Here is a 25132-nt window from a genome sequence, read left to right as displayed (position 1 = left end):
GAAAAAGGCTGAATTGTTCGAGCGAAGTGAGTTGAGCAAAGTCTAAATATCAGACCTTAAATCTTTGCGTTATCCACCTAGGCGGATAACGGAATATGCAACTGTACTTAATCTTTAATACGAATCGGAACAGAAAATGGGAAAACTCCACGTTTCAGCTTATCCTTTACTTTCCAGCTTTAATATGTTAAAAGTATTCAACCATGTCAAACAGAACAATAATACTATTTTTGCTCCTGATTGTTTTAATGCTTGCTGCGGCCGTGCATTTCACCCGGCTTCCAAGCTATATAACTTTTGAAGATTTCCAAAATAACAGTGCTTTCTTCAAGAGATACGTAGCAGATAACTATTTTTTAACCGTATTATTTTATATCGGGATCTATTTTGTAGTGGCTGCTTTTTCCATTCCCGGCGCATTTGTCCTTACCATTGCGGGAGGTTTTCTATTTGGTACGGTAATCGCAACGGTCTATGTTTTAGCCGGCGCTACGGCCGGGGCTATACTGGCTTTTCTGACTTCAAGATATCTTCTTGGAAACTACATACAAAAAAGGTACGAAAAAGAACTTCTTGGCTTTAATAAGGAAATTAACGACAATGGAAAGAACTACATTTTAATGCTCAGGTTTATTTCTATACCGCCGTTTTTTCTTTTGAACATTATTGCCGGACTTACCAAAATAGATCTTAAAACTTTTATTTGGACCACAGCTCTCGGAATACTGCCCGCCACTTTAATATATTCTAACGCCGGAAATAATCTTTCCAGGATAGAAGAACCGGGAGATCTGCTTTCAATACGACTGCTGGCCGGTTTTGTTTTGCTCGGACTACTTACGGTACTGCCTGTTTTAGCCAAAAAATTCATGAGAGTCAAAAAAGCAGTTTAAGCCCCATTTCTGTTAATATAGACGTAAAATCCACGGTCTGATTATGATTTCAGGTCAGTACCTTCTATCCCGAGGTAGATAATCTTTTCTAAAAGACTTACGGCTGTGTTTACATATTTGGGGCATAACATAACAAAGAGTCCGTTGTCTTTTGCTTGTTTTTTACCCGAAGCGGTATCCATGTCACACTCCAACAACTCACTGCAATTTATTGAACCATAAATTTTTGTAAATTCTTCACAAAACATTTTTACAACTCTTCTTGTCTCTTCCTTTTTGGAAGCGTCTCCCGCATCGACACGGCCATGTTTCAGTCCAATGACCATAAAAGCAGCAGTTACCGCGCCGCACGTTTTTCCCATACCGCCCATACCTCCGCCAAAAGATTCAGCCAATTTTAGCGCTGTCTCTTTAGATAGTCCAAACTCTTCGGCAAAAACATAAAGCACCGCCTGGGAACAGGAAAACCCCGATAAAAAATATGCTCCGGCTTCTTCTGATCTTGTCATATATTTTTCAAAATTCCTTAGTTTTGAACGGAACCGCCGGAAGCCCTGCTTTATTATACAGGTTGCATTTCGGATCGTTTGCCCACCCATATCTTACAGCCAGCGGTGTTTTTATACTTTCATTCCACACTATAACTGTTCTCTTGTCTATCTTTGCTTTCGCACTGACAAAATCACCGTTCTTACCCTTTATTTCAAAACCTGACAGAGGTTTACTTCCGGCTTTTAACCCTGACTCCGAATGCTCAAAATAAAACCTTAGCTTCTTCCCCTGTATTTTCATGTATTTATAAACAGGCCCGGAATATTCCACATTTTTTCCATACGTTTTTGCAAGAGCATTGAAAGCAAGGCGTTTTCCTACGTCCTGTTTATTTTTCGGATGAACATCCTCGCTTTCACCTATATCAATTGCGACCGCCATACCTGTATTGGGAAGTTTTAATGTATCCTGCTGGGCCTTTCTTAAGGCAGCCCAATCATCTTTAACCAAGCTAAAATTGGCTAATTGCACAAAATAAAACGGCAATTGAATGTCCTGCCATTTTTTGCGGAGATCATTGATAAAATGTTTTTTTAATTCAAAGTACTCTTTTGGTTTATCGGCATTTGATTCACCCTGGTACCAGATGAAACCTTTTATACCAAAGCCAACAAGGGGCGAGACCATGGCATTATAGAGGGTTCCCGAGGTCCTGTCATCAAAATATTCTTCTCCGATACCAACCAGCGCCGGAAGTTTTCTTTCAACCCGGTACCGCCACTTCCCCTCAAGACTGATACTTCCAAGTTCGGAATGATTTATCACCGAAAGCCTCATAGTACCTTTAGCTGCGCCAAAACCTCCGACTCTATTAGCGGCAAATATCCTTATAGTGATATTATTTCTTCCCGCCGTCAGCAGCCTGGAAGGAACAAGATATTTTCTGTTGTAATTCCAAAACCCCGGAATATCATCTCCTGCCGAACCGATTTTTTCTCCATTAAAATAGGTGTTGTCAAAATCCACAATAGGCCCAAGATCAAGAGCAAGATCAGATTTAATCCAGGTTTTGGGTATCTTAACTTCTTTTTTCAGCCATACAGCCCCGACAAAATTAAGCCCCTTCTCATTCCAATAACCCGGAGCATTTATTGTTTTCCATTTCCGAAAATCATAATCTTTCTTCTCCATTCCCAGCTTCAAACCTTCATTGCCGGTATCTTTATGCAAATCCTTGGGCGTCCGGCGGAGTTTCTTAAGTATCTTTGCTCTCTTGATTACCTCCAGGTTATTTCTTTTTAATTTGGCATAACCTTTAAAGTTTTTTACGGCATCCTCGCTCATCCACCACTCTATCTTTGTTCCGCCATATGAAGTATCGATCAGCCCAATGGGTTTGTGCAGGTTCTTATGAAGTTCTCTTCCAAAATAATATCCTGCCGCCGAAAATTTCCCCACGGTGAAGGGCGTAACTTCCTCCCACTTTCCTTTAACATCCAAAAAAGGTTTAAGCGCATACATATGAGGAACAGAAAATATCCTCATTTTCGGATACCTTGCTGCCTTAATTTCTTTAATGGAATTATTACAATCTTTTACGATCATCGCCATATTAGACTGCCCGGAGCAGACCCAGACATCTCCGACAAGAAGGTTTTTAATAACATGTTTTTTTTCTGCCGACTGTACGGTCATCGTATAAGGTCCGCCGTAAGACAACTCAGGCAGGTTTACTTTAAACACCCCTTTTTTATCCGCTTTTCCTTTGATTATTTTACCCGCCAGCGTGACGGTAATTTTACTTTCGGAACCGGCTTTTCCCCAAATCAGATTTTCCTTCCCCTCCTGCAGCATCATATTATCCGAGAAAACAGAAGGCAGCCAAAGCTTGTTTTTTTTCATATGTTCTTCCTTTTAAAAGAAAATTACAAATTACAATATATGGTGTTATATATTTCTCAAAATATCACACTTTGTACATCTTCCTTCGTACTTATTTTTCTTTCCCCACTTCACTCACTTTTTTCACTATCTTCAATAATTCTTCTTAAATTATTCGCATTTCTTACGGCAAAACCCTGATGACAGTTATTAAAAAACATATACAGATCATTGCATTTCCCTGCCATTTTCTTTATATCAGGGATAAATGTTTTTAATTCCTCTTCGCTATAAAGATAATTATACCTCTCTTCAAGTGAAGCATTAAACCAATTATTATTCCTGCCATGAAACCGGAGATATCCTATTTTTGAAGTAACTTCCGGCATATAGGGCATTAACCGCGTAAGCTTTGGCTCGTCCACCGCGCAAAACCCCATTTTATTTCCGCTTAAGAACCGTAGAGTCTCAGGATTTGCCCATTCTGTACTTCTAAATTCAATAACAAGCGGAATATCTTTTAAAATATCTTTGCATTTCAAAATATACTCTTTATTTTCATCCGAGGGATTAAAAAAGAAAGGAAATTGCAATAAGACGCACCCCAGCTGATTTTCAGCAATAAGCGGCTTTAAAGCGCCGGCAAATTTTCTAGTATCCTCATACGCTTTCATAATAGAAGGTTTCCGCATTATTCTTGAATCAAACGGGTCATGGGTGGTTCCACGGTTGCCTTTTACCGTAAAAACAAAATCCTTGGGCACTTTTTTTTGCATGCCCATAAAGGATTTTTCTGACGGAAGAGCATAATAAGTAAAATTAACTTCCACCGAGTTAAATTTCAGATCATTGGCATAATAAGAAAGCATATCCGCCGTCTTTATCTCTTTTGGATATGCATTACCTTTCCAGTCAAGAAACGAAAAACCGGAAGTCCCGATCCTGATTGACATGTTGTTACCTTTTATTCAAATTTTAATCCAATGCCGTCTTCGTTAATCCGTATGGTAAAGTATCAATTACTAAGATCTAAATTCTAAGCACTAAACAAAACTTAGAGCAAATACTAATAACTAAATTCTAAATACTAAACAAAATCGTTGCACTAATATTAGATATCTTCCTTTTTAGTGCTTAGTGCTTTAATCTTAGTCATTGTTTAGTCATTAGTGCTTTGACCTTAGTAATTGAGTTTTCACCTTTCCTCGTAGTCCATATCCACTATCTCTTCATTCTCAAAATAAAAATCCTTAACCCAGGCTGATTCCTCACCGTCTACGGAAACTACACACTCAACAGAAAGTATTCCAAATCCTTCCTCATTAACCTTATTTTTGGTAACAGTCATTGAAACAGTATCTTCATCATACATTTCCTTAAGATACGCCTCAGCCTTCTCTATCAAAGCCTCTTCATCCATACTATCACCTCAGCTTTCATTCACTGTTTTTACTGCTTTTTCTGTTTTTTCCGCCAAAGAGCGTGGCGGATTGCTCGCCTAAATGCAGGCGACCAGGCTTTTATCTTCTATAATTGCTGCTTTTACTGTTTTTGCTTCCCCTGCTTCCTCCGCCTAGGCGGATTTCGCGAAGATTTAAGGTTCGATATTTAGACTTCGCTCAACTTGCTTCACTTTTCTCCACTTTCTTCCTGTTCTTGCTGTCTCTGCTGTACTTGCTTTGCCTGCTTTTCTTACCTTCTTCTCCACGTCATATTTGTTACTTCACCTTTTACAAAAGTGAATTTTTTTGACCAGTCTGAATGCGAGCCGCCGATTGAAACCGTGCAATCAACTGACAATACGCCATTCCCTTCCTTAACAGCATTATTAGTCACATCCATACTTACAGTATCCTCTCCATACTCTGACTTAAGATATTTCTTGCATTTTTCCATCATAGCTTTTTCATCCATAAAACCCCCTTAAAATTCAATCACTAAGAACTAAATTCTAAGCACTAAACAAAACCTAAGAACAAAACTCAAAAAAAACAAAGTTAAGACAAAGAAACAATATTCTTATGATATTTATTATACTTATTTTTATTCTTTTTTTCAGCATCAAAAACAAGGATAACTTCAAATTTCCGGTCAAACTCTTCCTACCGGAGCCAGATATATTACAAACTCATCATTTCCGTCTGCTTTTATCAGTTTATCCATTTGAGCTTGATCGTATGCTGCAATTGCACAGGTACCAAGACCTATGGACTCTGAGGCAATATAAAGATTTTGAGCAACATGGCCGGCATCAAGCGCCAGCACCTTATACGATGCAGGACCATAACGCCATTCCATTCTATAGGGTATTACCGACCAGATAAAAGTAACGGCCGACACCCCGGCATACGGCTGTCCCAGAGCCGCAGAAATCAGCTTATCAGATATATCATTATCCTGATACTCAAGCAGGAGTTCATGCGAGAGAGGCAGATATCTATAAAGACCTTTTTCCAGTCCTTTGACATTCATAATTACCGGATAAGTTTCAAAAGCATGTCTTGCTCCTGCAGAAGGTACCGTTCTATAAGCAGCAGCATCTCCAAATTTTCTTTGTACCCCTTGTGTTGCCCAAAGCAGAAAAGAAAGCTCTTCTAAGGTAATGAATTTATCAGTAAATTTTCTCCGGCTCCGTCTTTTTCCTATCGCAGTTTCTACATCAAGAGTCTTGATTGACGTCCACTCATTCTTCTTCACAAGCCGGAATTTTCTCTGATTTACAGCATCCCATGGTTTTTCCATAGGTGGAGGCTTTATTCCTTTATTTTGATCCGTATCGCTAGAATCAAACTCCTGTCTTACAGTATCTTTCAAAAAGCCTCTATTTATATCCATAAAATGAACTCCTACTTTTCGTCAAGATATCGCACGATACTATTGAGCGCAAAAACCGTAAAAACCACAGGCGTCATATTATATCCGTTATTTTCTTCTACCATCTTCTCGTAAGTGTCCGTTAAACTGTGATAATCCCGCGGCATTCCAATGTCATCCCTGTCATCTGTCTCCCTGGAAACGAGTGTAACAATGTTTATAGTTTTATCAAAAAGGGAAACAAGAGAGGACATATCCGTGCACGCCTTTATCGGAACATTTGAACGAATAAGATTCAACTTTAAATTTGCCCCTTCCCCGATAAAATACTTCTTTATTTCTTCTTTAGAGAAATATTTAAGCAGTTCAGACCCGGAAAAACTCTTTTCTTTAATAAAAGTTTCCAATTCTGCTATAAATTTATCGTTTCCGCCTCTATTCATACCTGCAAAATCCTTTTCGCAGTTAAAGAACCTTATAAATTTCCCGGAGATGCTGTCTAAATTCAGTATATAGACATTATCTTTACCGTATTTATCAAAGTGTTTTTGAAGGATCTGCTTTCTGTACTCAACGGCACCCATTAGACCGTTTTCCTCAGACCCCGTAAAGACAAATTCAAAATCTGTATTTGGAAAAACCGGACCTTGTCTGCCCCTTTCTGAAAGTTTTTCCTTTAAAGTAGAAGAGATCGTCCAATGTTGTTTTACTTCTGCAGGACAGACGATCTCCATTAACCCTGCAAGTACGGCAGCACCGGAAAGATTATCGTTATATCCCGGATTAAAAGGCATATTAGCGGAAATATCGGAGATAACAGTCTCAATAAGTATTAATACCGCTGCAAGAAGAGAAAGTATCACCAGTATTGTAGAAAAAGCTCCGTGAAGTCCAAAAATAAGATGAATACAAAGTGTCAACGTTATTAAACAGGCTGCTATCATCGGCCCCAGAGAAAGACCGTTCTTTACTATTTTTGCCAGAAAAGAGCTTCCAACGTTTATTCCTCCGAAAGAAGGAAGACATCTCCCCGTATCATAATGCGCGGTTAATATTACAAGCTTTCTCGCCGCCGGTTCCTTCTCTCTTCTTGTAGAACAGATTATATTTCCTGATTCAGCGTTGGGAATAAAGAAAGAGAAGAAACTCCATCCCGTATAAGTGGAGATGATACGTGAAAATACTATTCCCCCGCATAAGAAAATACTTACAACGGTAAAAAACGAGGGCACTTCCCCTAAAAATGAAAATTTAACCGTTTGCCACGGCGAAGGAAAAGAAGTGAAGGCAAGAAGCAGTTTTCCAAGTATAAATATTCCCGCAGAAGAAAGAAAAAACATGTATGAATGCAAGCAGACATTCCAGGAACCCGAGCTTAAGTCAACCGCAAACGGTGTGAATTTTACTTCAACATCGAAAAGGGCCGGGCAAAACCCGCGCAGCATCGAAGCAGTTTTTTGTTCAGGATAAGTTCCGGAAGCCCGGTCCGGCAATTCTTTAAAAAGTCCGAAAAACTCCCTTATTACAGTTTTAACTTTCCACTCTTCCGCCATATTTCTCCCCTTATAAATATTCAATTTGTAATACCCTCGAACCAATAAAGCTTCGGGTTTAGCAGGCTGCTAAAAAACTCAAGATTTAGAAGTTTAATACGTTAATTCTTTTTTTCAGAACCTTAAATGCTTATTGTGCAAGCACTTTCAATACAACTGGATTCCCGTCTTTCCACCATGAAGATCGGCGGACACAGCGCGAGAATGACAGAAAAATGAGTTTTTGAGCAGCCTGTTAGATCTTAATATTGCTTTATACTCTCCAATTCATATATTGCAACAGGATGTTCCTTATCTTTCAGGCAAAGCTCATCAAGTTTTTTGGCTTTTACAAACTTTTCTATCTTGTTGTGTATTTCACCTGTAATCAATATTTGATTACGATAAGCACGATCTTCAAGGCAAGCTGCAATATTAACCGTCTCACCTATAATAGTATACTCTTTCTTTCTATGTGAACCCATCGGCCCCATTATTACTTTTCCGGTATTCACACCTATGCCGATATTTATCATGTCTTTATATTCCGGACCGAAATATTTGTGAACTTTATCCCTCATATCACAAGCAGCTCTGGCCGCAAGCAACGGATGATTCTTTACTTTTTCCCCGACTCCAAACACGGCCATGACATTATCACCTATAAATTTATCCACTATTCCGCCATATTCTTCGGCAATCGCAGTCATATTGGAGTAATATTTATTTAAAATGTCAACGACCTCGCTTGCTTTTAATTTTTCAGACAGTGCGGTAAAACCTCTGATATCGGCAAAAATAACAGAAACCTCCAACTCCATACTGATTTCCGACATACTAAAGGTTGCTTCGTCCTTTAATACGGGATACGCAACATATCTTTTAAAAACATCTTTGATTATTTCTTTTTCCTGAAATCCCCGGGCTATTACCCAGGAATAAACAAGGGAGAAGGACATCAAATAGAGACCGTACTCAAAAAGGGTAGTCTTGATGCCTAAAATGTTTATCTTTAGCAGGGTTAAAACATCATGGATTCCAAAAAGTATGGCAATTGCCGTACCTATCAGCAAGATTATATTGTAAGAATGAAATTGCTTTGTTTGAACGATTTTTTGCGCAATCAGATAATACCCGTAACCAAGAGAAACACCGAGAGACAAGATCATAAGAAAATATGCAGGACCTTCTTTTCCCTGCAAAAACTCACCGCCATAAAGCGCCGTATTATTTATAATCAAAAGCGGGGTGGTAAAAAGGATCCCCAAATACGCTATAGAAAGATAATTCAGAATTCCGATCAAAACATCTTTTTTCTTTTTGGTATATTCATAACAGAAATTCAACCATGCCGGAGCCATCAATATAACCCCGATATGCTCAAACTTATGCCAAAAGATAATTTGCTCGGGTATTTTTACTTCTTCTATAGAAAACTGACCTATCGCATAAATCCCGGTTGAAAAAAATAAAACAGCCAGATATTTCAGCTCCCGCTCGCTTTTGTAAAAAAAGTATAAGATAAAGAACATAAAAGTCATAAGAATACTTATATTAAAAGCAAATAAAGCCGCAAGCTTAGTGATTGTCATTTGAAACCCTCATCTTCCGCGATAATTATTTTAATCAGATCCTTAAAGCTGTTTATTAAAATATCCGGCCCGGATTTTTCAAGCTGTTTCTTTGTACTATAGCCGTAGGTCACCGCAACTGCTTTAATTCCATTAGCATGGGCGCTTATTATATCTGTTACGGAATCCCCCACATAGACGGCGTTTTCCGGTTTTATTTTTTCTTTTTTCAAAAGATACGCGAGCATTTCCGTCTTATTCATCAGCTCACCGCTTTTAATATCGGGAGAAACAACAGAAATAAATTCCTTTACTTTGAAAGCGTCAAGCATCCTTAACGTGGGAATGTAACGTTTATTAGTAACCAAATAAAGCTTAGCATCTTCAGCTTTTAAAAACTCAATGGTTTCTTTTACCCCGGGATAAACTGTCGTACGGGGATAATCGGAGTTATCATATTCATTTTTAAAATTACCGCAAACTTTTTCCAGCACAGAAACATCAAGTTTTGGAGTTATATTTTTTAAACATTCCATTAAAGGCGGTCCGATATGTTTCTGCTCCGGCTTTGCATCAAAAACCCCTTCTTTCGCGTAAGCCTCTTTCATGCAAGCAAGTATATCCGGCATAGAATCCACAATTGTTCCGTCAAAATCAAATATAACCGCCGAATACACTGATTTTTTCAACTTTTTATTCCTTTCTTACCCGATATCCCTTAAATTATATACCGAACGCCCGATGCTTTCAAGAAAAATACATACAAATCAAATATTAGGCTATTACAGGCATGACTGAAATGCAAAAGAAAAATGCTGAACACTTATACTACAAACGTATAGGGAGTAAAATAATCGGGATTCCTTGGTAATAGAATCTGCGCTGTATGGCGAAAACTGTGTAATTGTGAAGCCATCGGGTAAAGACTATCTCTTCGGGGAAAACCAGCTGGCCTCCGAAGAAATTTGCGTTGGGGTATTTCTTCAGTATTTCCTGCGCTCCGTCAGAAATTTCTTGAACAACATCTACTCCGATCAGGCAGATACCTTCGGCAAAATATCCGCGGCTTTGAATATAGTTGACATATTTGTCCACATCCGCCTTAATATGTTCCTGCAGGCTTTCAATAGCTCCCGCGCCTTTAAAAGCGCCGGAATCAACAACCCCGACCTGGACAATTACAAAGTTTTTATAAACACCGGAGAATATCCTGAAGATATTTAATAGTGTATGCAGTCCCACTCCGTTAAAACCCGAGACCAGCACAACCGCTGTTTTGCTTTTCGGGTTATACTTTGGTTTATCCTCTTCCTTAAGCTCTCTGATCGTTTCAGGCATGACCGAGAGAACCAGGCTGTCAAGACGTTTCAGTATCAAAGAGGTCTTTTTATAATGATGTTTGATCGTCATTACGACAGCGATTAAAGAACCGGTAATTAATATTGTTATCCAACCGCCTTCCCCGAATTTCAGCCAGATGACGGATATTAGAATAGACAGGGTAAGAAGAAATGCCAGCCCGTTTATTGCAAGTTTTCTCCTCCATTTTTTTTCTACTTTTCTTTCTCTCCACCAGTGAATTACCATCCCAAGCTGGGAAAGAACAAAAGTAATAAAAACATTTATCGAGTAAAGCACGACAAGATAACTCACCTTGCCTTTGGTAACGACAAGAAGTACAATCGCCGCCATTCCCATAAGCAAAACGCCGTTTTGTGTCACCAATCTGTCGCTTAATATCTGAAACTTGGTAGGGAACCATCTGTCGGCCGCCATATTGGACATTACTCCGGGCCCGCCTAAAAAGCCTGTCTGCGCCGCAACAAACAAAAGAGCAGCCTCGGAAAGGAGAGTTATAAACAGAAGTGTTTTTCCCAAAGTACCGGCTCCGAATACTTTTGCAAAAAGCACGGCGTTTAAGGTCAAGCCCTCTGTGATCTTTACTTCATAAAGAAGATACGCAAACATTATTCCGAATACTACGAAGGCAAGTGAAATTGCCATATAAGACATAACACGTTTTGCGGTTTTTACTTTTGGTTCGCGTAAAATTGACATACCGTTACTGACCGCTTCCAACCCCGTATAAGTTCCCGCACCCAGACTGTAAGATCTCATAACTAAAGCAATAACGGCCATAACACCCATACTTGCTACCGAATCTTTTACATCTGCTACAGTATTTGAAACGACTCCTCCAAGATTACTCACATGAGTTATCAAAATATAAAGTATCGTACCCACATGCATAAGCATAAAGACAACAAATATAGGAAGCAGGAGTTTAACCGATTCTTTAACGCCTCTTAAATTCAAGACTATCATAACTATTAAAGCAAAAACAGAGAACCAAAGAGTGTAATGACTGTAGGAAGGGAAAAAACTAAATAATGCATCAGATCCCGCGGCAATTGAGAGAGTAATAGTAAGTACATAGTCTATCAAAAGAGCGGAACCGGAGATCATCCCGAGCGTAGGAGTTAAAAGCTTTGTAGCAACCACATACCCGCCGCCGCCATAAGGAAAAAGCTCAATGATCTGAGAATACGAAGCACTTATAATAAATATGGTTACAGCCGTAATGCAGGCTACAATGAGTGCCAGATAAGTATGGCTTCCGAGAGCAAAAAAGGCTTCCGCCGGGCCGTAGCAGGAAGAAGAAAGCCCGTCAGACCCGAGGCCTACCCAAGCAAGTATAGCAGCAAGAGCCAGGCTATGAAAGATCTTGCTATCCTGGGGATCTTTCGCTTTGCCTATTACCATCCGCCTTATTTTTAATAACATCCCGAGTTTATCTTCGGGGTTATCTTTCGGTATCATTATTTTCGCCATTAAATTCCTTTTATTTTTAAAAACGATTCCACTGACACACGATGCGGTTCCAATAAACTAGCATGTCTCCATTAATTTTTTATATTAATTCTACTCTTTATCTGCTTTACCTAATATTTTTCTTCTCTTCCTGCCCTTTCCGCCATAAAGCGTCGGCGGATTTCGCAGCTAAAAGCGCTGCTCAAGCTACTCCTTCTCTTTCTTCTTTTCCTTTACCTGCTTCTCTTTCCGCCATAAAGCATCGGCGGATTTCGCAGCTAAAAGCGCTGCTCAAGCTTCTTCCTTCTCTTTCTTCTCTTTCTTTACTTGCTTTATTTGCTGTTCTTGCTTCCCTTGCTGTCCCTAATAGTTTCCTTCTTTTTTCCAAACATCAAGAATCAACTCATATCGCTTTAATTCCATCCCGGTATACACACAATTACTGGTCGAGAAAATATATCCGCCGCCGGGCATTCCATGTTTTAAGGCGTAACGGGCGGATTCTATTGTTTGTTCATCAGTTCCGCTGTCCATCAAGCCGCAATTTACATTACCTATAAGACAGATCTTATCTCCGTACAACTTTTTGACTTTTGCTATATCCACACCCGCCTGAGGATCTATAGAATGCAAGGCATCAGGATTTGCATCAACGAGCTGCTCAATTATAGGCATTATATTCCCGTCAGTATGTTTTATGGTGTAAAATCCCAGATCCCGGTAACCTTTAATAAGTTTTTTTAGATACGGGGCGACAAATTCAGAGAACTGTGAAGGACTGAGGAACGGTCCTGAATTAAGACAATAATCAGAGCATAGAGCAAATCCGTCAAGCGCGCCTTTTGCCTTTGCCAATGCTTCTGCTTTTTTAAGTGCTTCATTAACTTTCATATCCGCTTCAAGCTTTACTTTCTCAGGCTCATCAGCAAGCCGGTAGCTAAACTCAAGCATCCGGTCTCCCTGAGGGAGACTATAGGTCGCATCACCCGAAGCCATAAGAAAATATTTATCACCCGATCTATTGCGGATAATTTCCGCCATTTTACGTCTCTCATCCTCGGTACCCGGATTTTCATGAATAAGAATCGCACTATGCTCGTATTTTTCAGCTGTCCGAATATAAACGTCAGCCATATCTTCCCTATGAAAATGTCTTTCAGCTTCCTTCATCTGATCCCATTGATGATAAGATCTATGAGAAGGATGGACTTTCCCAAAAGCCTCCATCGTAAGGAAAAATACAAGTTCAAAATGCGGGACTCTTCCGGTAACAGGCTCTCTTTTTAGTGCTTTTATAAATTTCTCTCTTGGTGTCATTTATCCTCCTTTCAAAAAATAATTGTAAAATATTGAAGTTTAATATATATACCTTATATTGTCCTCCAAAATTATTTTGGAGAGATCTCGCCTTTAGGCGGATCCTTTGTCATTTCTTTACGGTTCATAGATTATATATGTAGGACAAAGCATTTTCAACAGTTGAAAACGAGCCATTTACCTTGCTTTTCAAGAATAATTCTGATATTATCTTGCTGTTTGCAATATTAATCAACAGGAGCTGATTATGACTTTGGACGAACAAACAATAAAGACAGGTTTAAAAGCCATGGGTATTATTTTAGGATCCCTCGGTGCAGGTTTTACAGTGGAAAAAGTAATATTGGCAAGACTTAAAAAACTTGCGGAAAAAACCACATGGGAAGGTGATGATATTATAATCGAAGCCCTTAATACGTGGGTAACAATGCTTATTCTTCTCCCCGGAATTTACTTTGCAGCTCTTTACCTTCCTCTTTCCGAAAAAATAGAAGGAAACATCAATAAAATATTAATGGCTCTTGCTATTTTTTTCACAACTATAATTCTTTCTAAAATAGCAGTAGGCTTTATCGGACTTTATACTAAAAAAGCCGAAGGCAACATGCCTTCTACTTCAATATTTGCCAATATAACAAAAGTAGTAATGTTCAGCCTCGGAGGCCTTGTAATACTTCAGTCTTTGGGTATTTCAGTAACTCCTATACTCACGGCACTTGGAGTTGGAGGTTTGGCCGTGGCTCTTGCTTTACAGGATACTCTCTCAAATCTTTTTTCGGGGATACAGGTTTTAGCCTCAAGACAGATCAAACCGGGAGATTATATCAAGCTTAATTCCGGGGAAGAAGGTTATGTTTCTGATATAACCTGGAGAAATACCACTCTTAAGACTCTGCCAAATAATTACATAGTACTTCCTAACTCGAAACTGGCTACAAGCATTGTTACAAACTTTCATGCTCCCACAAAAGAAATGGCGGTAGGTATAACTATTACAGTTTCCTATGGAAGTGATATTCCAAAGGCCGAAAAAGCAATAGTAGAAATAGGAACAGACGTAATGAATACAGTAACAGGAGGTGTTCCCGGACACAAACCCGCAGCCCGGGTTGCAGAACTTGCGGATTTTGGTATAAAACTTGGAGTAGGCTTAATGGTAAAAGAGTTTGCCGATCAATTTCTGATAAAACATGAGTTTTTAAAACGGCTTCTTGTTAGATTTAAAGAGGATGGAATTGAAACACCTTTTCCTACTTCCACAGTGTATTTAAAGAAGGAATAGAATAAAAATAAAATCTGACTTATTTTTGACACGGAGGTGTCCATGAAAAATTTTATGTTTCTTACACTTTTGCTGGTAATGTTCACGGGAGTTTCTTTTGGCCTGACAGTTCCGCAGGCCCAGGCTAACGCCCTGAATTGTATTGAATTAATAAAATTCTCGGCTGAACTTTCATCTCCATCTCTGAATAATTTCATACTAAAATCAAATAAAATTAAATTTGACAAGTCAAGCGGTACAGTTTTTATTATGGAAAAAGCCATAGGAGATATCCGATTCAAATATTACGATAAAAACAAGAAAACTATCACAGGCAAAACACTTTCAGAGATCTATAACAATGCATATAAAAATGCCGCTTACTTTGAAATTGAACTGTCCAATAAATTATTTTATTCTGCAAAACTTACAATAACCTACGATTCTCCGCTGAAAAAACACGAGAATTTATCTGTAAATGGTATTCTTTCCATAATTAGCGGCAAAGAAACCATACCATATCAATTTATCGAAAAAGCTAAAGTAACGGAGCTTTCTTCGGCAAAAACTGTAATTAGCGGCGGCATTTTAAAAAGCGAGGGAGCTTTTAAAGACCTTATAGTTATTGACTTTTCCAAGAACCAGCTAAAATCATCTGTCAATAAAAAAGCTTCAACAGGTACGTCTTTCAACACTGATAAGAGAAGCCAAAAAATTGATAACTTGAAATATATTCTAATTAAATAATACAGTATTCACAGAATAACCAAGCATAAATCAAGTAAATTCATGTGTTTTTCAATATTAAATAGACGTTAAGTAGTCGCAGGCTTTAGCCTGCGAAATTACGCAAGCTAAAGCTTACGACTACAAGAACTACCCCTGACTGACGTGGTTACCGCAGGATAATATTTGCTATTGAACTAGCAAATATTATCTGTTATAATAACTTAAAGAAAGAGCTTGCAGGATAATTGATGCAAGAAAGAGAAAGGATGTTAAAAGAGAAGCAGGGGTGAAGTGGCAGTAAAAATCTAAGGATTATTGTTCTTTTATAATAACAGAGCTTTTTGAAATCATAAAAAACCGGGCCGGTCATTTACTCCCTATCATGGCATTCCGTTTCACCCCTTGAGTACCGAATAGGAATGTCAGCCGGCCCGATAAAAAAACCGATGACAAAAGTCACCGGTTTTTTTATTTATGGCTGTTTTTTGCATAGTCTTCATTGGAAAATTCAGAAGGGAAAACAAACAACCTGTCAGGCGGAACTTTCTTTAAGTCAAACAAAAAGCTATTTTTTTAATATTTTGCAGCTATCGCGGCTATGGCATCCTCTGAGATCCTGACAATACCGGGAGTATTTGCAGAGGCATTACTGTTCTTCATAATAATGGCTTATTGTGCAGGCGGTTTTGAAAACCACTGGCGTAAGAGGCTGTGCCAAAAGGTAGTTGCCTGATTAATCAGGCGCAATTGGTAAGCTCTATAAATCGAGCAACTACAATATGTTTTGGTATCTGTAAAATATTTCAGACTTTTGGCACAGCCTCGTAAGGGTGTGGAGTTTTACTTTCCCAGAAAGGTTTCGACAAAACTCGTATTAAACTCGCCTCTCCTGAAAGAAGAGTTCATCATTACTTTCTTATGAAACGGAATTGTAGTTTTTATTCCTTCTATTACAAATTCATCAAGGGCTCTCGCCATTCTGTCTATCGCTTCCGTCCTATTATTACCATGGGAAATGAGTTTTGCTATCATGGAATCATAAAAAGGCGGAATACTGTAACCGGCATATACCTGGGTATCCAATCTGATTCCTATACCTCCCGGAACTATAAACTGTGTAACTTTTCCCGGAGACGGCAAAAACCCCTTCTCGGAATCTTCAGCATTTATCCGGCATTCAATAGCATGACCCCTGAAATGTAATTCTTTTTTTGGCAAAGATAACCTTTCTCCAAATGCAATCTTAATCTGTTCTTTAATTAGATCTACCCCCATCACTGTTTCGGTAACACCATGCTCCACCTGTATTCTGGTATTAACTTCCATGAAATAATATTTATTGTATTTATCCAGAAGAAATTCCATGGTACCGGCATTTGAGTAATTTACTGCTTTGGCCCCTTTAATCACAGCTCTTCCCATTTCTTCCCTTAATTTCGGATTCATAGCAGGAGAAGGAGCCTCTTCTATAAGTTTTTGATGCTTTCTTTGAACTGTGCAATCTCTTTCTCCGAGATGAGCAACATCTCCATATTCATCCCCTAAGAATTGAAACTCCACATGCCTTGGTTCCTCTATATATTTCTCTATATATACTGCCGGATTGCCGAAAGCTGATTCGGCTTCCGCACGCGCAGTAAGAAACCCGTTAACCAATGAAACATCATTATGGGCTACCCGCATGCCTCTTCCGCCGCCGCCTGCACTGGCTTTTACTATAACCGGATATCCTATTTTTTTTGCAATCTTTAAGGCTTCCTGATCATTTACAACCACACCTTCACTACCGGGAACTACGGCAACTCCTGCTTTTCTCATTGTATCTTTTGCGTACACTTTATCGCCAAGTTTTTTTATGGCCTCAGGAGACGGGCCTATAAACTTTATAGAGCAGTCTCTGCAAATCTCCGCAAAATGCGCATTCTCAGCCAAAAAACCATAACCGGGATGTATGGCTTCCGCATCCGTTATTTCTGCTGCCGATATAAGATTGGGAATGCTAAGGTAACTTTTACTGGACTGAGCCGGACCAATACAAACACTTTCATCAGCCTGTTTTACATATAGCGAACTCTCATCCGCTTTAGAATACACTGCTACAGTGCGAATACCCATCTCTTTACAGGTTCTGATAATTCGAAGGGCTATTTCGCCTCTATTTGCTATTAATATTTTCTTAAACATTATATTTTGTACTCCTTACATTATATTCTCCTCCCTTTCGAGATAAGGGGAGGATTAAGGTGGGGATATTATTTTTATTTATAAAAGCTTTTATGATCCCCATCCGTACCTTCCCCTTATTTAGAAGGGGAAGTAATCTTAGGCTGGTTCAACAACGAATAATGGCTGTCCAAATTCCACGGCCTGACCATTTTCCACCAGTATTTTAGTTATCCTGCCTTTTGTTTCAGACTTTAGCTCATTCATAAGCTTCATCGCTTCAATAATGCAAACAGTCTGACCTTCCTTTATAATATCGCCTTCTTTGATAAAAGGAACAGATTCAGGAGAAGGTGCTTTGTAAAAGGTCCCGACCATTGGGGAATTAATAGTGCTTCCAAGCGATTTTGCGGAAGCAGGTACTGACGCTGCAGCAGGAGCAGAAGGTGCAGGAATAGCGGCTTGCTGAACTGCAGGCATATGGACAATCGACTGTGGTGCTGTCATAACCGGAGTAACAACCGCACCGGAAGCACCTTTTTTGATCTTAATTTTTATTCCTTCTCTTTCAATTTCTATTTCGGAGACATCGCTCCCCTTTAGTAAATCAATAAGCTCTTTAATCTCTTTTGTATTCATTTTCCCTCCGTTTTCCTAAATAGATTCTACAGACCCTGCACCATTCAATTCCTTCGGGGGCAAGGCCATGAACCTGAAATTAATGGTACTGATAAACAGAAAAACCTTGTTCATTAAAATTATTTTTGTACTCTTTCCAGGTATTCCCCGGTCCTCGTATCTATTTTTACAGTTTCCCCCTCTAAAACAAAAAGAGGCACCTGAACAACCGCGCCGGTTTCAAGTGTAGCAGGCTTTGAACCTCCGGTAACCGTATCACCTTTAATCCCCGGAACGGTCTCAACTATTTTAAGGTCTACCGCATTAGGAAGCTGCACACCTATAGGTTCACCTTTATGCAACAAAGCGTAAATCACCATATTCTCTTTAAGAAATTTTACCGAACTACCGAGAGCAGCAGGAGTAAAAAACTGCTGTTCAAAACTCTCAGTATCCATAAAAACATAATTTCCTCCGTCTTTATAGAGGAACTGCATATCTTTCTGCTCAACATCCGCAAGTTTAAGCTTCATGCTGGCATCAAATGTTTTTTCTATTGTAGTATCCAGTTTAACATTTCTGATTCTGGTCTTTATGTTAGTGGCACCTTTACCCGGTTTGTGCCTGGAATAGTCAACAACTTCAAATATAACCCCGTCCAGATCCAGGAGTACGCCCCTCTTTAAATCACTAGAATCTATCATTATAATTTTACCCCCTGAAATATACTACAGGACCACTAACCTTCGTTGATCAGCTCCAAGGATTTCACAGCCCTTTTCATTTACAATTACATCATTTTCAATACGTATGCCGTATTCTCCGCTGTAATAAACACCGGGTTCAACAGTTACCACCATACCCGCCTTAAAAATACCTTTTATTCTACTCCCAATTGACGGGTTTTCATGAACATTAAGCCCTATTCCATGGCCTAACCCGTGGGTAAAATACTTATCCATTCCGTTATTTTTCAGGTAATTTCTCGCTTTTTTGTCCGGAACGGACAGGTTTACTCCACTTTTGATAGTAGAAACCGCCTTTTGCTGGGCTTCATAAACCACTTTATAGTGCTTTCTTTTTTGTCCGTTTATTATACCCAATCCGACTGTTCTTGTCAAGTCAGAACAATATCCCTTGTAAACAGCCCCAAAATCCATGACTATCAGTTCACCTTTATTTATTCTCTTTCTCGAAGCCAGTCCGTGAGGCATAGCACCTCTTTCTCCTGAAGCTATTATAGTAGAAAAAGCCTGTCTTTCCGAACCTTCAAGTCTCATGTTATATTCCAGTTCAGCAGCAAGTTCAATCTCCAAAATATCCGGTTTTAGCTTTTTAAGGGTACGTTTGAACGCCGTTTCGGCAATCTCCACAGCCTTTCTGATCTTATTAATCTCCTCATCATCTTTCGTTTCTCTCAAGCTCTCTATTAATGAGGGCTCAAAAGAGATTTTCACCTTGGATAGGTACTTTTTTAATACTTCATATTGCGAAATGGTCATTTGTTTTGCTTCAACACCAAGAGTTTTTATTCCGTCTTTTTTTACTAATTCGAGGAAAGACTGATAATACTCTTTTGAGGATTTTATTTCTTTTAGTTCAAAGCCGCCGCTTAATTCTTTCTTGGCCTGTTCGGTATATCTGGAATCTGTAACAAAAAGCGCATTCTTTTGCGTAAGAAGAATAGCAGCCGTAGAGCCCGTAAAAGAACTAAGATAATTATTATTAACAGGACTCGTTACTAATAAACCATCCAGTCTTTTTCGTAACAGAACTTCTCTGAGTTTATCTATCCGTTGCATAAAAGTCCTTTTGTCCTTGGGTTTATGACGTTTACAAGGTAAAAGCCGGCCAAGAAAATCGCCTTCATCGATGACTTTTATCACTATTATCAGGCAATTTTCGCAGTCCCAGCTGCTCTGATTTGTGAAGCAAATCAAGCCGAGATAGGAAAGTATTTTACTTGTGCCCTAAGGGTATACTTTCCTATGCAGTAAAAGAAAAACAGTACTTATTATCTTTTTTTCTTTTCCAGCGTTTCGCTTAAAGTTATTAACGCAGTAACAATCCCGACAACAAAAATAAATATACTTGCAAAGCTGTGCATAAAATAAAGAAAATAATCAACAAAAGACTCGATGAAGTAACCACGCGCTTTATCGATAAAATAAAACCCGGTAGCAGCGGAAGCAGCACCTACAATTATGGCTAAATATTTGTAAAACATTTGCTCCTCTATTCTTTCGTCGCCTAATGTCTATTCTTGCCAATCATCCAAACATCTAACCCTCTAATCATCCGCCCTCTGCCCTCTCGTATAGGGATTCTATGGCATCTATCATTCTGTCCTGGTCCCATTCTCCGACCCTGCTATATCCGTTTTCTCCGAGTTTCTTTCTCAACTTTTCATCGAGAAGAAGAACGCTTATTTTTTCAGCGGCTGTTTTATAATCTTTCGGTGTAACCAGATATCCGTTAACTCCGTCAACGACGGCTTCTTTGGAGCCGTCAACAGCAGTTGCAACTATAGGTTTTTTGGCGCACATCGCTTGCGGCAATACGCGGGGAAGTCCTTCCCAGAGGGAAGTAAGCACTACCACATTAAACAATTGAATAAACTCCGCCACATCTTTCCGCCAGCCGGTTAAAATTATATCATTTTTTAAATTATTTTCCGCTATAAGTTTTTCCACCTCGGCGCGCTTCTCCCCGTCACCGACAATAAAGTATTTTGCACCCGGATGTTTTTCCTTGAGGAGAGCGGCAATCCTTACAAAATCCGCCGGATTTTTCTGGGGCTTCAGGCAGGCAACCATACCGACGGTTTTAGTATCCTTCCCGATGTTAAACTCCTTCCTGATAGAAGAAAGATCCCTCGGAGTTGTGAACTCGGAAAGGTCAAAACCGCTTCTTATTACAGTGTATTGAGAGCTTTTTCCGACCCTTGCTTTAAGTCCTTTTTCTATATCGACTTTTGTTACCACTATCATCTTGTCCGTCACTTTTGCGGCAAATCTTTCAAGAAACACATACAAAGAGCGCTTCAGGAAACTTTGGAAATCATTAAAGGAAAAACCGTGTACGGTATGGATTATGACGGAAACACCCGCAAGCTTCGCGGCAAACCGCCCGAGGATACCGGCCTTCGAGCTGTGTGTGTGAACTATATCTATCTTCTCTTCCTTGAATATTTTTTTCAAGATAAAAAGACACTTAAGATCATAGTAAAGCGAGAGCTCATGTTTTAACTCCGGAAGAAAATATTTTTTAAGATTTTCTATTTTTTTTGCATCATCAACAAGGACACCTTCTGTTCCGGCAATAAGAAATACATTAAACTTCTCCCGGTTGTGTGTTTTTACGGAGTATAATGTATTCTGCTGGGCTCCACCCAACTCCAGTTTTGTTATTATATGCAATACGTTCTTTTTCATACCATACCCGCTGCGGTCTTACCGTCCAGAAGAGCATCTTCCATCGCTGAATAATTCCAGGATCCGTACCGGCCGATAGAAGCTATTTTCTTCTTTTTTAAATATCTATTTATTATTGCCATATTTTTATAATAGTTAAGATCAAAAACCACATAAGCGTATTTAATGAAAAGCGGTTGTTCCGCGATAATACTGTCATGTTTCGAAAGTATCCCTGTTTTAATAAGGTCTTTTTTAATTCTTTCGGCAAGCTTCTTCCCGTCAAACTCTTCGCCCTGTTTTATTGAAACTTCCGCGTAAAGTGAAGAGGTGTAAGGAGGACAAAGTTTTTTTGAAACATTAGAATAAAAACCGACCCTGTAAAAACTTATTTTCGGATCAGCAAAATATATCCAGTGATTTTTATTAACGGACTGCCTTCCTATTCCAAGGTTTAAAGCAAAAACAGAAACATATTTAAGCTTTTTAGCCGCCCTTAAAACATTCTCCGGCACATTTTTAATAATCGGAATAAGTTCCGGTAAAGGAATTGTCGAAATTACCGAATCAAACATAGAAACACCCCTATGGCCGTTGAAATTTACGGTTTCCCCGTCCAGTCCTGTTACCTTGGAGTTAAATAATATCCGGGTGAACACCTCCCCGCTAATAGCTTTTGAAAGTGCCTCAATTCCTCCTTCTTTCGGATAATAAAACTCCTTATTGTAACCATATACCTTTTTCTTTTCCTTTATATCCGGGATATAGGTTATCGGGCCTGACGGGAGAAGCTTATTCAGACCTGATTTATAGAGTTTTTCATTATAAGGCAGCATAAAATGTTTGGCAATGCCTTCCCCTGTTGTGCCAAGAATCCATTCCTTGAATGTTTTAAAGTGCTTCTTTTTCTTTAAAGATTTTATTTTTAAAAGGCCTTTTTCGCATTCAGCGGCTATTGATTTATTCTTTAATTTAAAATAATTCACCTGAAAAGGATACGGCACATATTCCCCGGAAATATACACGACCGCTTTTCTGTAATGGAGCTTTAAATTCTTTTTCAACAGGCGGGAAACAAGTGCTTTACCGTAATTACTCTTAAAATGCAAAAAATGACCGGTATAATCGAAGGAGAATTTATTTACGATAAATGAAGCGGAAAGACCCCCTGTTTTTTCTTCTTTTTCAAAAATAATAAAATCTTTTTTGAGCTTCTTTAAATGAAAAGCGGCGGAGAGACCCGCAAGGCCTCCGCCGAGAATAGCTATTTTCTTTCTCATCAAAATTGTTCCCAATGTGTTACGGTCCGCACGCGTTTTTTTGGAACATGCATAACACCTTTTGGGTCTTTCCAGTACTTTATCTCCGTATCACTTTCTTCCCTTACAGGCGCCTCATCTCTATACCCGAGCGCAATAACCGAATCCACTTCAAAAATATCAGAAACTCCAAGAAGCTTTTTAAGACCGGACTTATCAAATGCTTTGATCCAGCAGCCGCCCAGACCGTCTTCCCAGGCAGTCAGAAGAATTGACATTGCCGCAGCTCCTAAATCATATGAAGTACTGGTGGAGCCGGTATTTTTATTTGCAATTATAATAATATAGGCTGCCGGTTTTTCATTTTCTTTCGGGACTCCCTCCGGAACTATATACGCCGCCCATTTCAAATGTTTAAAAACAGCTTCGAGAAGCTCCTGGTTCCTCACTATTATATACTCCAGAGGCTGCATGTTACCGCCTGAAGGCGAAACATGCCCCGCATTTACAAGCTTTTCCAGAACTAAATCGGGAATTGCTGCCTGTTTAAACTTTCTAATAGTGCGTCTTTTTAAAATAGTTTCATAAATAGACATAGTTTCTCCCATTGTTTTTACTCTTCAGAATCACTTGCGCCTTTTTTGCCGGCAGGAAAAGTATTCTTTTTCCCTTTATCAGCATTTTCTTCAGGCTTATACTGATATAAAGTTACTTTAGGTTTTTCGAGGGCCGCAGTCACATCAACTTTGATAGTAACAGCACCTTCTTCATCAGAAGTAATACCAATATCCTCTTCAAAACCAATATCCATTTCACTTTCTTTAAATTTCAGAACAGCTTTAATCCTTGCGACCTTATCTTTGGCTTCTTTATATGCCTCGTCTTTTGCGCCTTTGATAAGATTTCCCAGAGTTACTTCATTAAAATGATAATTAATCATTTGATTGGATGGATTTTTAGTATCCGATTTAAATTTAAGTTTTGAAGCCCCTTTAACCGCACTCATTCTTGTATCACCGGCACCTAAAGTCTTCTCTGACGATACGGAATTATCACCGGGTTGGACTTTACTTGTTTGCGACGAGGAGCCGCTATCTTTTTTATTCTGCGTATCTTTATCCCCTGAAGAGGTATCTGACGCAGCCTCTTTTGGTATATTCGCTATTGCAACCGCGCCATAATCAATTGCTTTGTCTAAAATCTCACAAATATCTTCAAATTTTTTATTTTTAAGATCATTAACCACAACATACTTTGTAATATTATACCTTTGCTGCACACGCTCAATTACATTACCATCATCATCCCGCCTTTTCAGGGTCTTAGCCTGTCTCATTGTCTGTTGTATTATTTCCGGTTGAAAGCCGTAAGACTTAAAACTTTCCTTCTTTATTTTAAAAAGCCTGCCTAAATTATACGTCAGAAAATCTACCTTACGCCCGGATTCTATTTCAGCAGCTCTTAAAGTTACCATGGGCCCTGACTTTATCATAAACTGGATAAAAACATTGTCAGGTTTTGCCGTGACAATACCGGTTCCCGTGAAAGTGAACCCTGAAATTTTACCGCCGGAAAATCTGACATTTTCAGCAACTCCCGAGCCGACTATATCAAGCGTCGAAGTAAGGCTGCCTTCCATCGTAGAGCCCACCTCTGAAGGCGGCAAAAGTTTGCCGGGATCAGGAACTGTTATGTTGGGGCTAACCGAGTTTTTTTCCGGGGTTGCATTCTTTCCTCTTCCGGAAGAAAGCGGAGAAGACAGCATATCGTTAAAAGCACGGGTATTCATAAGGTTAATTTCAATGAGAGGAATAACCTTTGCCGCAGGAATAGAAACTACAACACCTACAATACCTAAAAAGAAGATATGTTCTACAAGACTAAAAGCCAGCGATATTTTTGCTATCTTGTCCATTGCCATTTTTTAAAATCCCCTAAGAAGATCTTTAATGATTACTTTCTCCATTCCGGCTTTTTATGTTCTGTGGATTCAAAGAGTTTTTCCGCTCCAGCCTGTCTCGCCGCATCCATTACGGAAATAACGATACCATGCGCAACACTCTTATCCGCGTTTATTATTACAATTTTTGCTTTGCTTACGGCAAGAAGCGCCGCCAGAGGCTCATACAAATCCTTTAGCATCAATTCCTGGTTGCCCAGATATATTTTCCCGTCACCGCCGACAGTAAGTACTATATTTTTTTCCGGTGTAACATCGGAAGAAACAGCCCCCGGTAATTTTACTTTTATTCCGGACTGGACGATCATCGGAGCCGCAATCATAAAAATAATGAGAAGTACAAGAGCAACGTCGGTAAGCGGTGTAATATTAATTTCCGAAAATATTTTTCTTCTTTTACTTTTAAGATCCAGCAAGT

The 25132-nt window shown here is 39.1% G+C and carries 26 protein-coding genes; 4 read left to right on the top strand and 22 right to left on the bottom strand.

Annotated elements, in window-relative coordinates:
* Positions 1–203: 203 nt before the first annotated feature.
* On the top strand, positions 204–893 hold the full coding sequence (locus A2536_02345) for a hypothetical protein (protein ID OGF47453.1): 690 nt from the start codon (positions 204–206) through the stop codon (positions 891–893).
* A 41-nt stretch (positions 894–934) separates the two neighbouring features.
* Here A2536_02345 and A2536_02340 read toward each other — a convergent pair whose 3' ends face one another.
* The 12 genes from A2536_02340 to A2536_02285 all read right to left on the bottom strand — a co-directional run bounded on the left by A2536_02340 (position 935) and on the right by A2536_02285 (position 13311).
* Positions 935–1402 (bottom strand): hypothetical protein, encoded by a 468-nt coding sequence (locus tag A2536_02340; GenBank protein ID OGF47452.1) that lies wholly within the window; start codon positions 1400–1402, stop codon positions 935–937.
* A gap of 7 nt (positions 1403–1409) precedes the next feature.
* A complete protein-coding gene (locus tag A2536_02335; protein OGF47451.1) occupies positions 1410–3287 on the bottom strand; it encodes a hypothetical protein in 1878 nt (625 codons plus the stop codon).
* A gap of 110 nt (positions 3288–3397) precedes the next feature.
* Positions 3398–4219 (bottom strand): hypothetical protein, encoded by an 822-nt coding sequence (locus A2536_02330; protein OGF47450.1) that lies wholly within the window; start codon positions 4217–4219, stop codon positions 3398–3400.
* 242 nt (positions 4220–4461) lie between these two features.
* Complete coding sequence (locus A2536_02325; GenBank protein OGF47449.1) at positions 4462–4686, bottom strand: hypothetical protein; 225 nt, start codon at positions 4684–4686, stop codon at positions 4462–4464.
* 272 nt (positions 4687–4958) lie between these two features.
* Positions 4959–5180 (bottom strand): hypothetical protein, encoded by a 222-nt coding sequence (locus A2536_02320; GenBank protein ID OGF47448.1) that lies wholly within the window; start codon positions 5178–5180, stop codon positions 4959–4961.
* 177 nt (positions 5181–5357) lie between these two features.
* A complete protein-coding gene (locus A2536_02315; GenBank protein OGF47447.1) occupies positions 5358–6101 on the bottom strand; it encodes a thioester oxidase in 744 nt (247 codons plus the stop codon).
* Positions 6102–6112: 11 nt separating this feature from the next.
* Entirely contained in the window at positions 6113–7633 is a 1521-nt protein-coding gene (locus A2536_02310) for a hypothetical protein (protein ID OGF47446.1), read from the bottom strand.
* Between the two features lie 242 nt (positions 7634–7875).
* Positions 7876–9204 carry a hypothetical protein gene (locus A2536_02305; protein ID OGF47445.1) on the bottom strand — a complete coding sequence of 443 codons (1329 nt, stop codon included), beginning with the start codon at positions 9202–9204 and terminating at the stop codon, positions 7876–7878.
* The gene (locus A2536_02300; protein OGF47444.1) at positions 9201–9872 is read right to left on the bottom strand and encodes a hypothetical protein; all 672 of its coding nucleotides are present in this window, start codon (positions 9870–9872) and stop codon (positions 9201–9203) included. The genes A2536_02305 and A2536_02300 overlap by 4 nt, the downstream gene beginning before the upstream one ends.
* Positions 9873–10011: 139 nt before the next feature.
* Positions 10012–12003 carry an amino acid transporter gene (locus A2536_02295; GenBank protein ID OGF47504.1) on the bottom strand — a complete coding sequence of 664 codons (1992 nt, stop codon included), beginning with the start codon at positions 12001–12003 and terminating at the stop codon, positions 10012–10014.
* A 193-nt stretch (positions 12004–12196) separates the two neighbouring features.
* Positions 12197–12382, bottom strand: a complete 186-nt coding sequence (locus tag A2536_02290) for a hypothetical protein (protein OGF47443.1) — start codon at positions 12380–12382, stop codon at positions 12197–12199.
* Positions 12358–13311 (bottom strand): hypothetical protein, encoded by a 954-nt coding sequence (locus A2536_02285; protein ID OGF47442.1) that lies wholly within the window; start codon positions 13309–13311, stop codon positions 12358–12360. Before A2536_02285 ends, A2536_02290 begins: the two co-directional genes overlap by 25 nt.
* 247 nt (positions 13312–13558) lie before the next feature.
* On the opposite strand from A2536_02285, the gene A2536_02280 reads away from it, so the two are divergent.
* From A2536_02280 to A2536_02270, 3 genes are all read left to right on the top strand, one after another.
* A complete protein-coding gene (locus tag A2536_02280; protein OGF47441.1) occupies positions 13559–14593 on the top strand; it encodes a mechanosensitive ion channel protein MscS in 1035 nt (344 codons plus the stop codon).
* 42 nt (positions 14594–14635) lie between these two features.
* A complete protein-coding gene (locus tag A2536_02275; protein OGF47440.1) occupies positions 14636–15319 on the top strand; it encodes a hypothetical protein in 684 nt (227 codons plus the stop codon).
* A gap of 401 nt (positions 15320–15720) precedes the next feature.
* Positions 15721–15921, top strand: coding sequence for a hypothetical protein (locus tag A2536_02270; protein OGF47439.1), 201 nt, complete (start codon positions 15721–15723; stop codon positions 15919–15921).
* Positions 15922–16141: 220 nt separating this feature from the next.
* Here the strand turns inward: A2536_02270 and A2536_02265 are convergent, their stop codons facing one another.
* From A2536_02265 to A2536_02220, 10 genes are all read right to left on the bottom strand, one after another.
* Positions 16142–17485 carry an acetyl-CoA carboxylase biotin carboxylase subunit gene (locus A2536_02265; GenBank protein OGF47438.1) on the bottom strand — a complete coding sequence of 448 codons (1344 nt, stop codon included), beginning with the start codon at positions 17483–17485 and terminating at the stop codon, positions 16142–16144.
* 138 nt (positions 17486–17623) lie between these two features.
* Positions 17624–18103, bottom strand: coding sequence for an acetyl-CoA carboxylase, biotin carboxyl carrier protein (locus A2536_02260; protein ID OGF47437.1), 480 nt, complete (start codon positions 18101–18103; stop codon positions 17624–17626).
* 119 nt (positions 18104–18222) lie between these two features.
* Positions 18223–18786: an elongation factor P gene (locus A2536_02255; GenBank protein OGF47436.1), complete on the bottom strand. Its 564-nt coding sequence runs from the start codon at positions 18784–18786 to the stop codon at positions 18223–18225.
* Positions 18787–18810: 24 nt separating this feature from the next.
* On the bottom strand, positions 18811–19884 hold the full coding sequence (locus A2536_02250; protein ID OGF47435.1) for a hypothetical protein: 1074 nt from the start codon (positions 19882–19884) through the stop codon (positions 18811–18813).
* A gap of 212 nt (positions 19885–20096) precedes the next feature.
* Positions 20097–20309, bottom strand: a complete 213-nt coding sequence (locus tag A2536_02245; GenBank protein OGF47434.1) for a hypothetical protein — start codon at positions 20307–20309, stop codon at positions 20097–20099.
* Positions 20310–20376: 67 nt separating this feature from the next.
* Positions 20377–21516: a hypothetical protein gene (locus A2536_02240; GenBank protein ID OGF47433.1), complete on the bottom strand. Its 1140-nt coding sequence runs from the start codon at positions 21514–21516 to the stop codon at positions 20377–20379.
* On the bottom strand, positions 21513–22775 hold the full coding sequence (locus tag A2536_02235; protein OGF47432.1) for a hypothetical protein: 1263 nt from the start codon (positions 22773–22775) through the stop codon (positions 21513–21515). The genes A2536_02240 and A2536_02235 overlap by 4 nt, the downstream gene beginning before the upstream one ends.
* Positions 22775–23350 carry a hypothetical protein gene (locus A2536_02230; GenBank protein ID OGF47431.1) on the bottom strand — a complete coding sequence of 192 codons (576 nt, stop codon included), beginning with the start codon at positions 23348–23350 and terminating at the stop codon, positions 22775–22777. Before A2536_02230 ends, A2536_02235 begins: the two co-directional genes overlap by 1 nt.
* Positions 23351–23367: 17 nt before the next feature.
* Complete coding sequence (locus tag A2536_02225) at positions 23368–24675, bottom strand: hypothetical protein (protein OGF47430.1); 1308 nt, start codon at positions 24673–24675, stop codon at positions 23368–23370.
* 32 nt (positions 24676–24707) lie between these two features.
* Positions 24708–25127: a hypothetical protein gene (locus tag A2536_02220; protein ID OGF47503.1), complete on the bottom strand. Its 420-nt coding sequence runs from the start codon at positions 25125–25127 to the stop codon at positions 24708–24710.
* Between the last annotated feature and the right edge of the window lie 5 nt (positions 25128–25132).

Source organism: Candidatus Firestonebacteria bacterium RIFOXYD2_FULL_39_29 (assembly GCA_001778375.1).
Taxonomy (GTDB): Bacteria; Oederibacteriota; D2-FULL-39-29; order D2-FULL-39-29; family D2-FULL-39-29; genus D2-FULL-39-29.
This window is presented reverse-complemented; position numbering and strand designations above follow the sequence as displayed.

Bases quoted from the DNA above. Each gene is read 5' to 3' on its own strand.
- A2536_02260 (OGF47437.1), bottom strand. From the start codon at position 18,103: ATGAATACAAAAGAGATTAAAGAGCTTATTGATTTACTAAAGGGGAGC.
- A2536_02310 (OGF47446.1), bottom strand. From the start codon at position 7,633: ATGGCGGAAGAGTGGAAAGTTAAAACTGTAATAAGGGAGTTTTTCGGA.
- A2536_02315 (OGF47447.1), bottom strand. From the start codon at position 6,101: ATGGATATAAATAGAGGCTTTTTGAAAGATACTGTAAGACAGGAGTTT.
- A2536_02320 (OGF47448.1), bottom strand. From the start codon at position 5,180: ATGGATGAAAAAGCTATGATGGAAAAATGCAAGAAATATCTTAAGTCA.
- A2536_02225 (OGF47430.1), bottom strand. From the start codon at position 24,675: ATGGCAATGGACAAGATAGCAAAAATATCGCTGGCTTTTAGTCTTGTA.
- A2536_02340 (OGF47452.1), bottom strand. From the start codon at position 1,402: ATGACAAGATCAGAAGAAGCCGGAGCATATTTTTTATCGGGGTTTTCC.
- A2536_02235 (OGF47432.1), bottom strand. From the start codon at position 22,775: ATGAGAAAGAAAATAGCTATTCTCGGCGGAGGCCTTGCGGGTCTCTCC.
- A2536_02345 (OGF47453.1), top strand. From the start codon at position 204: ATGTCAAACAGAACAATAATACTATTTTTGCTCCTGATTGTTTTAATG.
- A2536_02305 (OGF47445.1), bottom strand. From the start codon at position 9,204: ATGACAATCACTAAGCTTGCGGCTTTATTTGCTTTTAATATAAGTATT.
- A2536_02230 (OGF47431.1), bottom strand. From the start codon at position 23,350: ATGTCTATTTATGAAACTATTTTAAAAAGACGCACTATTAGAAAGTTT.
- A2536_02280 (OGF47441.1), top strand. From the start codon at position 13,559: ATGACTTTGGACGAACAAACAATAAAGACAGGTTTAAAAGCCATGGGT.
- A2536_02255 (OGF47436.1), bottom strand. From the start codon at position 18,786: ATGATAGATTCTAGTGATTTAAAGAGGGGCGTACTCCTGGATCTGGAC.
- A2536_02325 (OGF47449.1), bottom strand. From the start codon at position 4,686: ATGGATGAAGAGGCTTTGATAGAGAAGGCTGAGGCGTATCTTAAGGAA.
- A2536_02270 (OGF47439.1), top strand. From the start codon at position 15,721: ATGTCAGCCGGCCCGATAAAAAAACCGATGACAAAAGTCACCGGTTTT.
- A2536_02250 (OGF47435.1), bottom strand. From the start codon at position 19,884: ATGCAACGGATAGATAAACTCAGAGAAGTTCTGTTACGAAAAAGACTG.
- A2536_02265 (OGF47438.1), bottom strand. From the start codon at position 17,485: ATGTTTAAGAAAATATTAATAGCAAATAGAGGCGAAATAGCCCTTCGA.
- A2536_02240 (OGF47433.1), bottom strand. From the start codon at position 21,516: ATGAAAAAGAACGTATTGCATATAATAACAAAACTGGAGTTGGGTGGA.
- A2536_02330 (OGF47450.1), bottom strand. From the start codon at position 4,219: ATGTCAATCAGGATCGGGACTTCCGGTTTTTCGTTTCTTGACTGGAAA.
- A2536_02245 (OGF47434.1), bottom strand. From the start codon at position 20,309: ATGTTTTACAAATATTTAGCCATAATTGTAGGTGCTGCTTCCGCTGCT.
- A2536_02285 (OGF47442.1), bottom strand. From the start codon at position 13,311: ATGACACCAAGAGAGAAATTTATAAAAGCACTAAAAAGAGAGCCTGTT.
- A2536_02335 (OGF47451.1), bottom strand. From the start codon at position 3,287: ATGAAAAAAAACAAGCTTTGGCTGCCTTCTGTTTTCTCGGATAATATG.
- A2536_02295 (OGF47504.1), bottom strand. From the start codon at position 12,003: ATGATACCGAAAGATAACCCCGAAGATAAACTCGGGATGTTATTAAAA.
- A2536_02275 (OGF47440.1), top strand. From the start codon at position 14,636: ATGAAAAATTTTATGTTTCTTACACTTTTGCTGGTAATGTTCACGGGA.